12 protein-coding genes are annotated in these 14,346 nt (G+C 38.4%); 8 read left to right on the forward strand and 4 right to left on the reverse strand.

The window, feature by feature from the left end; genetic code table 11:
• From icmH to tssH, 4 genes are read right to left on the reverse strand one after another with little or no spacing between them, the layout of a single operon-like run.
• Window positions 1-798 carry a type IVB secretion system protein IcmH/DotU gene (icmH, locus tag MF4640_RS08535; protein WP_078389291.1) on the reverse strand — a complete coding sequence of 266 codons (798 nt, stop codon included), beginning with the start codon at window positions 796-798 and terminating at the stop codon, window positions 1-3.
• Between the two features lie 11 nt (window positions 799-809).
• Window positions 810-2,174: a type VI secretion system baseplate subunit TssK gene (gene tssK, locus MF4640_RS08540; RefSeq protein WP_078389292.1), complete on the reverse strand. Its 1,365-nt coding sequence runs from the start codon at window positions 2,172-2,174 to the stop codon at window positions 810-812.
• Between the two features lie 5 nt (window positions 2,175-2,179).
• The gene (tssA, locus tag MF4640_RS08545) at window positions 2,180-3,310 is read right to left on the reverse strand and encodes a type VI secretion system protein TssA (RefSeq protein WP_078389293.1); all 1,131 of its coding nucleotides are present in this window, start codon (window positions 3,308-3,310) and stop codon (window positions 2,180-2,182) included.
• Window positions 3,311-3,333: 23 nt separating this feature from the next.
• Complete coding sequence (gene tssH / locus MF4640_RS08550) at window positions 3,334-6,021, reverse strand: type VI secretion system ATPase TssH (RefSeq protein ID WP_413772693.1); 2,688 nt, start codon at window positions 6,019-6,021, stop codon at window positions 3,334-3,336.
• Between the two features lie 359 nt (window positions 6,022-6,380).
• Between tssH and MF4640_RS08555 the strand changes: the two genes are divergently transcribed.
• The 8 genes from MF4640_RS08555 to MF4640_RS08590 all read left to right on the forward strand — a co-directional run bounded on the left by MF4640_RS08555 (window position 6,381) and on the right by MF4640_RS08590 (window position 14,345).
• Window positions 6,381-7,031: a hypothetical protein gene (locus MF4640_RS08555; RefSeq protein WP_078389294.1), complete on the forward strand. Its 651-nt coding sequence runs from the start codon at window positions 6,381-6,383 to the stop codon at window positions 7,029-7,031.
• A gap of 40 nt (window positions 7,032-7,071) precedes the next feature.
• Window positions 7,072-7,575: a type VI secretion system contractile sheath small subunit gene (gene tssB, locus MF4640_RS08560; RefSeq protein ID WP_078389295.1), complete on the forward strand. Its 504-nt coding sequence runs from the start codon at window positions 7,072-7,074 to the stop codon at window positions 7,573-7,575.
• Window positions 7,568-9,049, forward strand: coding sequence for a type VI secretion system contractile sheath large subunit (tssC, locus tag MF4640_RS08565; RefSeq protein WP_004693079.1), 1,482 nt, complete (start codon window positions 7,568-7,570; stop codon window positions 9,047-9,049). The genes tssB and tssC overlap by 8 nt, the downstream gene beginning before the upstream one ends.
• A 46-nt stretch (window positions 9,050-9,095) precedes the next feature.
• On the forward strand, window positions 9,096-9,599 hold the full coding sequence (locus MF4640_RS08570; RefSeq protein ID WP_004693082.1) for an Hcp family type VI secretion system effector: 504 nt from the start codon (window positions 9,096-9,098) through the stop codon (window positions 9,597-9,599).
• Window positions 9,600-9,665: 66 nt separating this feature from the next.
• Window positions 9,666-10,142, forward strand: a complete 477-nt coding sequence (gene tssE, locus MF4640_RS08575; RefSeq protein WP_010326723.1) for a type VI secretion system baseplate subunit TssE — start codon at window positions 9,666-9,668, stop codon at window positions 10,140-10,142.
• A gap of 12 nt (window positions 10,143-10,154) precedes the next feature.
• Window positions 10,155-11,963: a type VI secretion system baseplate subunit TssF gene (gene tssF / locus MF4640_RS08580; protein WP_078389296.1), complete on the forward strand. Its 1,809-nt coding sequence runs from the start codon at window positions 10,155-10,157 to the stop codon at window positions 11,961-11,963.
• Window positions 11,927-12,925 carry a type VI secretion system baseplate subunit TssG gene (gene tssG / locus MF4640_RS08585; RefSeq protein WP_078389297.1) on the forward strand — a complete coding sequence of 333 codons (999 nt, stop codon included), beginning with the start codon at window positions 11,927-11,929 and terminating at the stop codon, window positions 12,923-12,925. Before tssF ends, tssG begins: the two co-directional genes overlap by 37 nt.
• Window positions 12,918-14,345, forward strand: coding sequence for a hypothetical protein (locus tag MF4640_RS08590; protein ID WP_078389298.1), 1,428 nt, complete (start codon window positions 12,918-12,920; stop codon window positions 14,343-14,345). The genes tssG and MF4640_RS08590 overlap by 8 nt, the downstream gene beginning before the upstream one ends.
• Window position 14,346: the final 1 nt, after the last annotated feature.

Genomic DNA, 14,346 nt, shown 5'->3' on the forward strand with positions numbered 1-14,346 from the left:
TTAGGGTAAATGAATAGTAATATGTGCCTGTTCTGTTGGCGTAGAAATGACATTTTCATATGTGGCCAAAGAATTCGTACTTTGCTTTGATAACATATAGCGCAAGCCTGCAAAGGATAAGAGTGCGAATACGATTAGAAAAAGTAAAATCCAGTAAAAAGGAAGCTCACGGTGAATCATATGTTTAATTTGATCGGGGAGCGATGCAAAAGGAGAAAAGGCTGCCTTTTTCCCCTTCAAATAGTCAATTTCATCACCCACACGTGCGACCAAATGGTTTAAATTTTCTATAGACTCAATACGGTATCTACCATGAAAACCCAGAAGCATGCAGTAATGATAAACTTCAAGTGCGGCTAATCGACTATTTCCTTTACGGCGTAACTCTTCTAAAATTTCGAAAAAACGATAACCCGCAAGTTGCGAGCCAAATAAACTAAGCTGTAAGGGACTGATTAACCAACTATTTTGTAGCTCGAAAAATTGTGCATCTTGCTGAGTCACAATGGTTTCATCTAATAATGCACAGTAAGCATATTTAGCATCTTGAATATCATCTGATGAAAATTGTAATTTTCTGGCTTGGTTTTCAAAACGGTTGAGTAGGGCAATGATTTTTTCGCGGAATTCCGTTGCACTACTCGGTATGTATTTGTTTTTCAATAAAAATACAATATAAAACCCGTCATGGAGTAAGTCGACCAAGTTGGTTGTGCTGGTGACTTTGGCGGTCATGGGCTGAGTAATTGAACCAGTTCCGATTTGTCCATCATCAAAAAGTGAAGGGGCATTATTCATGATTCATTTCCTTAGCCATTCATCACAGCAATCAATTCAACAGCAATATCTTGGAAACCTGCCGGAATATAAATACAAATCGACTCGGCATCCAACATGCGTTGGTATAAGTCATTATTTGGTTCAATTTCAAAGTAACTCACACCAGATCGCACTGGAATAGCGGTTGGAACCTGCATTAAATGATGCAAAGGAACTGCAGGGAGTGCGGCGATGACGCGTTGTTCAACATCTACGGTATTGCCCACTTTAAATCGTAACGGAACCAATTGAATTAGTTCGTGACTTTGCATCATGCTACTAGAAACAGCCAAGTAAAGTCTTGAATCTCGAGTAATTTTGTCTGACTCTAAACTGCCTAACCAATAGGATGGTCGTGTTTCTTTCAATTGGATGCTGATGTAGCGGTTTGAAATAATCGTATCTAATAACTCACGTAGAATAACATCGAGCTGGCTAAAACTTTCTTGTAAATTATGGTGTTGATAGCGAGGTAAATGATCAACCTCATGAGCCGTTGAGAAGGTCAGTAATGAGCCTGTTAAACGTAATAATTCAAAAAACAGTCGCTCTGGATGGATATGCGGGTATTGCAATAAATGATTCAACGTCGCGTGTGCTGTATTGAGTGCATTGACCAGCCAAAATGACACAATGTCACCAGAGCGAAACTCAATCAGTTTTTGCTCGTTTTCTCGATTATTGCTTTGAATGGTTTTAATTTTAGCTTTGATGACATTTAAACTGCGTTTCAAACTCGAAATAAGATTTTCAGAAGATTCAATATGCAAGATAGGCGGAATAAAATGACGATCAAATTCAAATTGGCCTGAGCTTTGACGTTTAATTTTTGCTAAAGCTAAATATAAAAAACCATCAAGCTCTTGATTCGGTTCTGCGTTGACCTCTAACAAGCGAAACTCTGCACGGCGGCGCAATAAGGTGATATCTGCCGCAGTAGCATCTGTAAATAAATCATGAGTTGAGGTTAGATAAGAATGATAGCGACCGAACTGCGCACTATTTTCAGCGCTCACATTTTTCTTATTGGCTTGTACAATCGGCAAAGCCAAATAAACCAAGATTTCGCCACGTAAATTCAGTTCATCTAATAACACTGGCTCTGGCAGTAAATCACGTGTCGGCGCTTGATAAATTTCACCATCTTGCCAAATCATACTAATACTTTCGAGGGCCAAGATATGTGTGTGTAACTGGGCCTCATCAAATTGAATATTTTGAATGCCATAGGCAAATGGAATTGTGGAACGAATGGTATGATTCAGACGTTGTTCATGATACGCATCTTGTAATTGAAAATGTTGAGGACGTAAAAATAGACCTTCACCCCAAAGTATTTTTTCTGCTTTAAACATTTAGATTACCAATCGTTTGATTCATTTGCTTGTGGTACGCCCAGTAGTTCTTGGACGTTATGCAGTGGATTTTCGTTTTTAATGACTTGATTTAACCACTCATGTAGAGGCATCTGACTCCACTTGATGGTTTTTTGTAACATATAGCTTACGGGACTATGTGGTTCATTGGCTTGGAAATAGTCAGAAATTTCTTGTAATACCAGCATGGCTTGTTCACGGTTTGCCAAGTGATTTTGCGGTTGAACCTGAAAGCCTTTGGATGGATGGACGGTGTTCATGTCAATCTCTTGTTCTTTGTGCTGGGTAAATGAAAGCGCCTGTGTGGTTATCGTTGCGGCAGCAGCAGACTCAGATGTTTGTGTCGCCATTACAGGCTGAGTAAAAACATCGGTTTTGTAGAGCTTTTTTAAACTGGTGTGGATGTTTTCAAGCTGAGTATCAATCGCAGCAAAACTTGGTGCATCTAAGCCCATTAAGGTATCTAACACACTTTTCAAAATTGACCATTCAGCCAGAATCGCCGAAAAATGTTGATAGTTCTGATATTGAAATGATTTTGATGTATTGAACAAGCTCTGCTCAAATTGTTCCAAAATCTGAGAGCTATTGGCATCATCTGTATAACTTTCAACTTGTTTCAACAAATGGTTTTTTTGTCTCAGTAAGGCTTCATAATCACTGAGTGAAAATGCAGGAACATTCACGATATCGACTTGTTTAATCAGTGGAATCAAATGATTAATTGAACCTTGCAATAAACCTAGACGTTGATCTAAATCTTCTTCTTCAATTTCAGGATGAAGTTGTGCCCAATACTCATTTAACGTCCGGTGCATAAGCTCTAGGGCTTTTGCGGTGCCTTCGAATCCGTATAAATTTGACCACGCTTCAAGTAACCAGCCCAATAAGCGTAAATCTTTTGATTTTCCCGTGAGAAGCTCGATAGATTTTTGTTCAACGAAATGCCAGTCTGCTTGCTTAGGTTCAGCGACCCAGTCGCCTTGATCGAGTAATGGATCATCCTGAGTTTTTGCAATTTTGATAGCGTGGAATTCATTGGAAAAAGACAAGTCTTGTCCACATGGTTGATCGCTTGAGATAGGAGACAATAAAGGCTCGATTTCTAAGCTCATAATTTTACACTCTATATATTCTATTAAACTTGATTCGCTTTATTTTTAGCAGGATGTCGTTTCTTTTTAGCCGCGGTCTTTTCGACAGGGTCTAAAATATAAGTAATTTCATCATCTTTGACATCAATCTGAATAACTTTAGGCAAATGATCTGCTGCCAAAGCCATCAATATTTCTGTGGCTAAAGCAGGTAATATGCTGGCATTTAAAATGTGATCAACATTCCGTGCGCCGCTATCGACTTCTGTACAGCGACTTAATAACAGTTCTACCAGTTCCTCTGAATATTGAACTTTGGTTTGGTACTGCTTCTCAAGGCGAGAGGTTATTTTCTTGATTTTATGATGGATAATTTGAATCAGTAAATCATCATGCAGTGGGAAATAGGGAACAATACGCATGCGCCCTAAAAAAGCAGGTTTAAATTGTTTATATAAACTTGGTTTTAACTGCTCAGCTAAACTTTCTGCTGTTGGCCATGTCTCAATCGGTTGATTCAAACACGCCTGCATAATGGCATTCGAACCTACATTCGAGGTCAAAATAATGGTGGTATTTTTAAAGTCGATGATTCGACCTTCACCATCCTCAAGTGTACCTTTGTCAAAAACTTGATAAAAGAGCTCTTGAACATCATTGTGTGCTTTTTCAATTTCATCCAGTAAAACCACACTATAAGGATTGCGGCGAACCGCTTCAGTCAGCACACCACCTTGACCATATCCCACATATCCAGGCGGAGCACCTTTTAAAGAAGAAACGGTATGTGCTTCTTGATATTCAGACATATTAATAGTGATTAGGTGGGATTCTCCACCGTAAAGCTCACTCGCCAGCGCAAGTGCAGTTTCGGTTTTACCGACCCCACTAGGCCCGACCAACATGAACACACCTTGCGGTTTATTGGGATCATCCAATTTTGCTTTAGATGTTTTAATTCCCTGAACCAGTTGATGTAGGGCAGAGTCTTGTCCCATAACACGCTCGGCCAGTTTGCTTTCTAGGCTGAGAATCTGCTTTATTTCATCGTTCACCATATTGCCAACAGGAATACCGGTCCAGTCTGAAATAATTTCATTAATGATTTGTGCATTAACACGCTCAAACACTAAGGGATTCTGACCTTGTACATTGCTTAATTCTTCACGAAGCACAGCAATCTCTTTTTGAGCGTTGTGAGCCGTTGTGTCTTGTTGGCGTTGTTTTATCTGTTCAACAAGCGCTCTTTCTTTTTGCCATTGCATTTGCGTGTGTTCAATTTCACACTCAAGCTGCGCTAGTTTTTGCTTTAGATCATGTAGGCGCTCATGATGAATCGGTAAATTTTTATGTTCATTTTCTAAAATTTCATATTCAAGTTTGAGATTATGTTGTTGAGCAAGTATCTGATCTAGCTTCACAGGTTGTGCATTTTGAGTGAGTGCTACACGCGCTGCGGCTGTATCGAGTACGCTAATTGCTTTGTCTGGGAGTTGACGGCCACTAATATAACGATGCGAAGAGTGTACCGCTGTGATGATAGCTTCATCATCAATATTTAAATTAAAATGATTGGCCATGACTGGTAGCATGGCACGTAACATATCGATGGCGACATCTTCGGTTGGTTCTTCAACTTTAACGACTTGAAAGCGTCGACTGAGCGCTGCATCTTTTTCAAAATATTGTTTATATTCAGTCCATGTGGTTGCTGCAATGGTACGTAACTCACCACGAGCCAGTGCGGGTTTTAATAGGTTGGCAGCATCATTTTGGCCTGCTTGACCTCCTGCACCAATCAAAGTGTGAGCTTCATCAATAAATAAAATTATAGGATGGGTGGCAGACTGAACCTCTTGAATCACTTGTTTCAAGCGATTTTCAAATTCACCTTTTACACTGGCACCTGCTTGTAATAGCCCCATATCAAGCGTATGCAACTGAACATTTTTTAAAGCATCAGGCACTTGGTTGTTCACGATTTTTAGCGCCAAACCTTCAACAACAGCCGTTTTTCCTACACCAGGTTCACCAGTTAAGATGGGGTTGTTTTGGCGTCGACGCATCAGGATATCTAGCATTAAACGTATTTCAAACTCACGACCGATAACAGGGTCGATAAGGCCATTTTGTGCCTTTTGGGTCAGGTTAATCGTATATTGATCAAGTGCTGGCGTTTTGTTTTTAAGCAGATGTTGTGCAGGTTCAGTGCTTTCGCTTGGCGCTGTTTCCTGTAAAACGTCTTGTTCAATACTGTTTGAGCATAGGTCCAAAAATTTATGCTTCATTGTGTCGATCGGGAACAGTTCAAATTGGCTCGAAGCGCGTAATGCCATTTGATGCAAATCTGGTGCTGTTAAAAGTGCTACCAAAATATGACCTGTTCGAATGACAGGATTTTGTTCGGCTGAAGCAAGTAGCCACGCTTGCTCTAATAAACGAATAATGGATTGAGCAAAGATAGGGGTGCGAGTATTTCCTTTAGGCAACTGGGAAAGACTGAGTTGTAAATCCTTAACTAAAAAATCATGGGAAATTTTATATTTTTCAACTAATAAGTGGAGATCATTTGGCTCTTGTTGTTCTAATAATTCAAGAAAAAAATGCTCAATTTCGATTTCATAATTTTGTTGATTAATACAACTATTTGCAGACTTCTCTAGAGCAACACGCGCATGATTAGATAGCTTCTTAATTAATATTTTAAGGTTATTCATATGTAACTCAGTCATGCTTTATAGCAAAATTTTTACAAGACAAATATGCCAATGGCTATCTGTGTTTTTAGTGTAAATATAAAATTATTTATAAATTAGCATTTTATAAGTTATTATAAATGCTATTTGGCAGGTATTTTATATATATGCCATCATAATACACAAATGAAATTTAGATAAAAGAGAAGATATATTACAAAAAGCAAACATAGTTACTTTTGAGTAACATTTCTTTCCTTGACTTTGGGTGTTATATTTTTGTTAAATCCAAGCGCATTATATAAGCAGAAATATTTACCTAGGGTGTGTATATTTTAAATCGAAGTTACTGATAATAATTTTAATTTTTTATTCATAAAGATTTGAGGCAAGTTTTGAAAAAATATTATTTAATTTTACCTACATTCGTTTTATTAACAGTGACACCATTTGCTTTTGCAGCGGCAGAAGAGGGTATTAGTTTAAAAAATAAGTGTATTAAAGATTACCCTTTAGTAAAAGGTGAATCTGATCACGATTTACTAGGTTTATATGCACAGATTTGCGATAGTAAAAATAAAAAAAATGATGAGCTAAAAAATAAATTATTGGTTCAAGCGGCAAGTCGATATCAAGAACTCGGGAAAAGTTATAAAGCACTTCAACTGGTTGAAGAGTTGAATGCGCGAAATATTAATCATACATCATTAACAGATACTCGGTTTTTAGCTGGCGTTTCGATTGCAAATACGGCGTTAAACCATATGCGTCAAGAAGAAATGCGCTATTTATCTGCAGATTTAACCTATCCGCCTGCCAAAGATTTGTCCAATCTCGTTCGTAATTCTTTGCCTGCGCCAGATACGAGTGATGCAAAGGCTGTGGTGATCAAAGCACCAAAGAAAACCACGCGTAAGACTGCGAGTTCAACCAAACAAACCACAAAGAAAACAACGGCTCAGGTGGCAAAACCCAAAAAAGTTGAGAAAGCACAATCAACTGAAGTCTCGAGCAAACCGAGTACAAATCCCTTCAATTCACTTTAAAAACTTTCATTTTTGAAATAATAAAAAACAGGATTTTCATATGGCTAAACGTGAAAGCGTCCAAAAAAAGTTACAGCGTATTCGACCACCTCGGGTACAACTGACTTATGATGTTGAAGTTGGTGATGCTAAAGAAATCAAAGAATTACCATTTGTTGTTGGCGTTCTAGGTGATTTTTCCGCGGCATCTGAAATAGAAAAAACCAAGCTCAAAGACAAAAAATTTATTAATGTTGATTTAGAAAACATTGATGAAGTCATGGAGTCTTTAGCACCACGTGCAGCCTATCAAGTTGAAAATACATTGACTGAAGATGGTGGGCGTATGTCTGTCGATTTGACGTTTAAGTCGATGGAAGATTTTCGTCCTGAAAATGTGGTTCAGCAAGTGGATCCTTTGAAAAAGTTGGTAGAAGCTCGCGAACGTTTGACTGATTTGCGCAACAAAATTTCGAATAATGAGCGCTTAGAAGATCTACTTGATCAAGTTCTGCAAAATACAGATCAAGTGCGTAAAATGAGTGTGGAGGCTGAAAATGAATAATGCCCAATCCGCTGCAGTTGCTCAAGATACTACTGAAGAATTTACGCTCTTAGATTCAATTGTTGAACGTAGTCGAATTGCGCGAAATGAAGAAGAGCATGATCGAGCTAAAAGCTTAATTGGCGAACTCGCTAAGGAAGTGATGGCGGGGACGATTACTGTTTCAGAAAATATGACATTATCGATTGATAAGCGTATTGCTGAAATTGATGCACTCATTTCAACGCAGCTCAGTAAAATTATCCATGACGAACAATTTCAAAAAATTGAATCGACATGGCGCGGTTTATATTACTTTTGCCAAGAAACGCCATCTAATCCATTGATTAAGATTCGTATGTTGAATACAACGAAGAAAGAATTAATCAAGGATTTTCAAGGCGCAACGGACTTTGATCAAAGTACATTGTTTAAAAAGATCTATGAAGAAGAATATGGGTCATTTGGTGGTGCGCCATATGCCACATTAATTGGCGATTTCGAGTTTGATCGTACACCTTCAGACATGTATTTGCTGGAACAAATTTCACATGTTGCTGCAGCTGCACATGCACCCTTTATTTCTGCAGCAGATGCTAACATCCTCGGGTTGGAATCCTTTACGGATATTGACCGTCCGCGTGAAGTATCTAAAATTTTCGAAACCGCTGAATATGTCCAGTGGCGTTCTTTCCGAGAAAGTGATGATGCGCGTTATGTTGCATTAACGATGCCGCGTGTATTGGGGCGTCTGCCTTATCACCCTAAGGAAGGTACAGCGACTGAAGGCTTTAATTTTGTGGAAGAAGTCTCTGGGCAAAATCATGATGAATATTTATGGATGAATGCAGCCTATGCTTTTGGCACGCGTTTGACCAATGCTTTTGATATGCATGGTTGGTGTGCTGCCATTCGTGGTGTTGAAGGTGGTGGTTTAGTAGAGGGATTGCCCGTTCATACCTTTAAAACCAGTGATGGTGAAGTGGTCTTTAAATGTCCAACTGAAATTGCCATCACCGACCGTCGTGAAAAAGAACTCAGTGATCTTGGCTTTATTCCTTTAGTACATTGTAAAAACACGGATTATGCAGCATTTTTTGGTGCGCAATCGACGCAAAAACCTAAAAAGTATAATAGCGATTCTGCCAATGCAAACTCGGCTTTATCTAGCCAAATTCAGTACATTATGGCCGTTTCGCGTATTGCACATTATTTAAAAGCCATGATGCGAGACAAAGTCGGAAGTTTTGCTTCGGCTGGAAACATTGAAACATTTTTAAATGAGTGGTTGGCTCAATATATTTTGCTTGATGACGGGGCTTCACAAGAGGCGAAAGCGCAATATCCGCTGCGTGAAGCATCTGTCAAAGTTGTAGAGAACCCAGCACAACCGGGGCACTACAAATCTGTGGTTTTCTTAAGACCACATTTCCAGTTGGATGAGTTGTCAGTATCACTGCGACTTGTTACTGAGTTACCTCAGTCCTCAAACTAATTTGAGTGCCAACACATAATAACTTTAGAATAGGAAAAGATTACAAATGAAAGACATATACGTACAGTTCAGAGGTAAATATAAGGTCGATGGCGAGTCACGTGATACAGAGCATCAAGGCTGGTTAGAGGTGAACTCTTGGTCACATAATATTCGTCAGCCAAAGTCTGCAACATCATCAAGTGTTGGTGGCCATACGGCGGAACGTGTTGAACATTCTGATATGCTGTTTGTTAAAGATTTGGATGCAACCAGTCCAAAACTTTGGGAAGCATGTTCGGCAGGTTATACCTTTGATGAAGTACAAATTGATTTTTATCGTGCAAATGGCGATAAGCGCATCAAGTATCTACAAATTAAATTGAAGCATGTTTTGGTTTCAAGTGTTACGCCAACAGTCAGTGAGGAAGGTGTTCCGCTTGAAGGGTTTGGTTTGAAATATGCTGCTGTGGAATGGACGTATAACCAGCAAGATATTAATGGCACACAAAAAGGTGCTGTGACCAAGAAATGGTCTCTATCAAACAATACTGCATCATACGCTGCATAAAAATAACTGAAAAAATAAAGGCTAACCATCGTTGGCCTTTATTTATGCGAGATGATTTTAATCAACATGAATCTAGATCAGCTTTATCCCTATGGGTTTAGAAAAACGCTATTTGACCGATTACTACCGACCACTGAACAGGACCGATTGGGGATGTCTCTTCAGGAGCTACGTGAATCCGTCGCGACCGACTTAGAAGATTTGTTGAACAGTCGTATGGCCAATTTTAATGATTCAATTGATGCTTTTCCGTTGGTAAAAAAGTCCATTGTTCAGTTTGGAATCATTGATTTTGTTGGATTATCGACTGCGAATCCGACCGATCGCGATAAAATTTGCCAATCGATTGCAGCGTCTATTACAGCGCATGAGCCGAGACTAAAACAAATCAAAGTTGAAATGTTGCTCGATGGGCAGAATATGGGGGCCTTGTGTTTGAGTATTCAAGCCTATTTAAATATTCATCCTTTATATGAACCCGTCATTTTTGATGCTTTGCTCAAACCGACAACACAACAATATGTTATTTCTGCAAGAGCTTAATGGGGCTGATTTGTGATTGAAGAATTATTACCGTACTACGAAAAACAATTACAAGAATTTGGGCAGCAGTCCCGTGAGTTTTCGCAAAAATATCCAAAAATTGCTCAGCGTTTATCCTTAAACCAAGAGCAAGTAGATGATCCACATATAGAACGCTTAATTCAGTCCTTTTCTTTAATTGCAGCAAGAATCGATAAGAAACTGGCGGACAGTTACGACATCTTTACTCGGTCTTTGTTTGAGGTGATGTTCCCTCAATACCTCAAACCATTTCCTGCATGTACTGTGGTCAGTTTTGAAGACCTAAATAAGTGTAAACAATTAACTGAAGCTCATCTTATTCCTAAAAATACTGCAATAAAATCAAGAAGTTTTAAAGGTGTACAGTGTGAATTTAGCACCACACAAGAACTAAAGTTATTACCCATTGAACTTAGTCATCTCAATTTTAAAACGAATCCTAGTGCGCATATGCATTTAAATCAAAATGCAACGCTTAGCTTAGGATTTAATATTTTTAATCAGGCACATCGAATTTTAGAAAAAGAAAATTTGCCTATTTATTTGGATGCGATATCCAATTTTCCACTACAAGTTTTGGATGCTGTGTTCCAGTCGAGTACAGGATTTTCATTAAAGGTTGGTCATCGCGTCATCGACATCCCAAATCCTTTTAGTATCTTGGGTTTTGCTGAAAGTGAAAGTCTGTTGCCCTTGGATCAACATACACATCATGCATACCGGCTGTTGATGGAATATTTCTGTTTTTCTGAAAAATTTAACTTTCTCAATATGAACTTAGGTTTGTTAAAACATTTAGAAAAAGAGCAAAATCAGTTTGAAATTTTGATTCATCTTAAACTGAATTTAAATGATCAGGTCAATATTCGAAATTATTCTGAGTTAAATGTCGCAAACTTTAAATTATATGTGGTACCAGTTATCAATTTATTTAAAAAACAGGCTGAACCTCAAAAAATTAATCATCAACAGCTCGAATATCCTTTAATTACCGATGCTCATCATCCTGAGTTTTATCAAACTTATTCGATTACTAAAATGCAAATGATTCGTGAAAAGTCGAATAAAGATCAAACTACTTTTGACATTTATCCATTTTTTGCGATGAGTCATTATCAAAAGGATGAGACTCAGTTTTTTTATAGTTTGAATTCGGCACAGCTACAAAATAAATATGTTGAAACAGGTTATAGTATTATTTCAAAACATTTATCACCTGAAACAACCAAATCTGATTTTATCAGTACGCAATTATTATGCTCCAATCGTGATTTACCCCATGAGGCATTGAGCCAAGCCAACAATATATTAAATTTGAATGATAGTAGTCTAGCACGGCGAGCTGTGGTTTTAAAAAGACCGAATAAACCCTATTACTTTGAACAAAATAAAAAAGAGCAATGGCGGATCATTTCGCATTTATCATTAAATACTTTATCTCTCACTAAGGGAGATGCTCTAAGCCATATTCAAGAACTACTTGAACTCTACAATCTGCCTCAGCTTAAAGAAAACCACCTTATTATTAATGCGATTCAGTCGGTTAATTTTGAATTAAAGCAAAAGATGGTGGATGCAAAACCATTCCCACTTTTTATACGAGGGCTGAAAGTGAATCTAGGGATAGATTCAAAAGTGTTTCGAGGACATAGCCTGTATATTTTTAGTCAGTTGTTGTCGCATGTCTTTAATCTAAAAGTCCAGATGAACAGTTTTGTCGATGTTGTTATTTCAGATGCTCAATCTCAACAGGAGTTATACCAATGCGTGCAGAACGTTGGTGGCAAGACACTTCTATAGTTGATGTATTGGTTGAACAACCAAACGCTTTTGAATTTATTCAGGCCACGCGATTATTACGTCATGCGGAAGCTCCCCATGCTCAAAAAGAAGGGGATTGGGCAAAGCAATTTAAGTTTCATAGTTCACTGAATCTCAATTTTCCGAATGCAGAAATTGAAAGTTTGACCCTTGACGAAGAAAAAATTCACTTAACCAATTTAATGATTGGTTTAACAGGGATTCAGGGCACCTTACCGTATAGCTATACCAATAAAATTAAACAAAGTGCGCGTATACAACGAAATGAAACACTTCATTTTTTAGGTTTATTTAATCACAAGCTCACGGCGCAATATGTGGATGCATCTTTAGCTTACCATTTACCGATTCGCTATGAGATTGAGCAAGAAAACCATTACCTCGATATTTTACATGCATTGAATGGCTATGTGAGTGCGCAACATGAGCAGCAGGATTTAGATGATTATTTTGCCGAATTCGCTGGGTTAATGCAGGGGCAAAATAATACAGCACATGCGCTAAAAACCATGCTGAGCTGTGTGTTTAAGCAACCCTTTAAGATTAAAGAATTTGTTGAAGAGATCTTTCATTTGTCCCCTGAACAGAGAAGCACACTGGGGGGCAATAATCAATTGGGTATTAATACCTTTTGTGGAGAAAATATCCGTCAAATAGATGGAAAAATTGAAATAGAAGTTGGCCCCGTCTCATACACCGAGTATTTAAAATTTTTACCCGATCAAGCTGAGAGTATAAAACTTAAACGATTACTTGCAAGCTGGCTCAGTCCAACGCTTGGGGTGGATTTAAGAATCATCCTGAGGAAAGAGGATATTCAACCGATTCAGCTGAGTTCAACGATGACCATTGGTTTATCACAAGGCGTTTTTTTAATGCCGATGCCGACCGAACACAATCACGAAACCTGTTATACATTGATGGGGATGGGGCATGCTTAAGCTCTTTATTGGTACTTTGAGCAGCTTATTGTTGCTTGTCGCAGGAATCATCATTTTTTACTGGCGTGACATTCAGTATGACCCAACTGGGGCAGACCTGCTTAATTATTTACTTCTATTTCCACTGATTCTGTGCGTAATTTTATGGTCTCCAGTATTTATTTATCATGCCATTAAAGCTCACCAAAAGCGCAAAGAGCAACAAAAACAAGCGCAAGTAGAGCAGCATCAGGATGATGAGAACCAACAGGCTGAAGCTGTTGAAGTTCAGTGGTTAAACCTGAATATTTATTCCTCGTCTGCATATAGTGCCTTTGGGGAAAATGACGAGATTCTTGACGAGATTAAAAAATTTAAAAGCCCAGAGCTCGATACGCAATTACAAAATGCCTATGGCTTACCGATGCTGTCTTATCGCATACATGCACTAGATCATGTCATTATAAATCAGGACGATGATGAAGTCGTTGATCATCCGCGCCATCTGCGAATTCAAGCCCTGATCGAGCATCAACTAGAGCAACATGCAGAAACATTGTGGCAAATCTCGCAGCATTTAAAGCAATCGGCCTTATTTTATGACAGTGAATTGGCCTATGAATATCGTATGCATCCGGCATGGATTGATCCTACGAGTGAATATGATAGCAATGAACCAGAGGAACAACCTGATGTGCAGCAGGTTGCTAAATTAAACCGTATCAATATACATATTCTGCTGCCTGAATCGATGTTACATGTTTGGAATGAAGAACAAAGCAGTGGCGTCGTACAGGACTATTTAAGTTCATTAGGCGTGATTACGCAGCAAATTCATCTTGAGCACCATTATTTCAGTCAAGAAACAGCCTATAAAGATTGGATGCTGTTATTGGAGCAAATTTCTCAGCAGTCAGAGGAAATCACGCTCATCCTGAATGTAGATTCTGAAATTGACCAAGAACTGCTCGATGAAAAAACATGGTTAACCGATCATTACTTGCCTGCTGAATATGCCTCTAGTTGGTGCTTAGCATCATCTTCTTTAGCATTACTTGATATCACCCCCTTAAAACAACTCAAGATTGCACTAAACGAGGCCAATCTTGCTAATCATTTTGCATCCCCAGCGATGAAGCAATTAGAACAATTTAAAGATATTCAGCCTTTTGTGCTGATGCTCGATGATATTACAGACATTCAAACCATGAAAAAACTTAACCAAATTTTCGATCGAAGTGGGATTGAATCGCATCACTTCATTCATACCAAACAAAGCTTTGGACATACGCAGCATTTGGCCAAAGTATTTGGATTTATGTTGAGTATGCATTTGCCTGATGAGTTGATGGCGATGATTTATAGCATTGATCAAATGTCTACACATTGTTTTCTACATGCGTGTGAAGACAGTAATATCCCTGTAGAACCAACCATTTAAA

It is taken from the genome of Acinetobacter sp. MF4640, from assembly GCF_002018895.1.
GTDB lineage: Bacteria > Pseudomonadota > Gammaproteobacteria > Pseudomonadales > Moraxellaceae > Acinetobacter > Acinetobacter johnsonii.

Coding starts and splice junctions, on each gene's coding strand:
- icmH (WP_078389291.1), bottom strand. CDS start 798: ATGAATAATGCCCCTTCACTTTTTGATGATGGACAAATCGGAACTGGT.
- tssK (WP_078389292.1), bottom strand. CDS start 2,174: ATGTTTAAAGCAGAAAAAATACTTTGGGGTGAAGGTCTATTTTTACGT.
- tssA (WP_078389293.1), bottom strand. CDS start 3,310: ATGAGCTTAGAAATCGAGCCTTTATTGTCTCCTATCTCAAGCGATCAA.
- tssH (WP_413772693.1), bottom strand. CDS start 6,021: ATGACTGAGTTACATATGAATAACCTTAAAATATTAATTAAGAAGCTA.
- tssB (WP_078389295.1), top strand. CDS start 7,072: ATGGCTAAACGTGAAAGCGTCCAAAAAAAGTTACAGCGTATTCGACCA.
- tssC (WP_004693079.1), top strand. CDS start 7,568: ATGAATAATGCCCAATCCGCTGCAGTTGCTCAAGATACTACTGAAGAA.
- MF4640_RS08570 (WP_004693082.1), top strand. CDS start 9,096: ATGAAAGACATATACGTACAGTTCAGAGGTAAATATAAGGTCGATGGC.
- tssE (WP_010326723.1), top strand. CDS start 9,666: ATGAATCTAGATCAGCTTTATCCCTATGGGTTTAGAAAAACGCTATTT.
- tssG (WP_078389297.1), top strand. CDS start 11,927: ATGCGTGCAGAACGTTGGTGGCAAGACACTTCTATAGTTGATGTATTG.
- MF4640_RS08590 (WP_078389298.1), top strand. CDS start 12,918: ATGCTTAAGCTCTTTATTGGTACTTTGAGCAGCTTATTGTTGCTTGTC.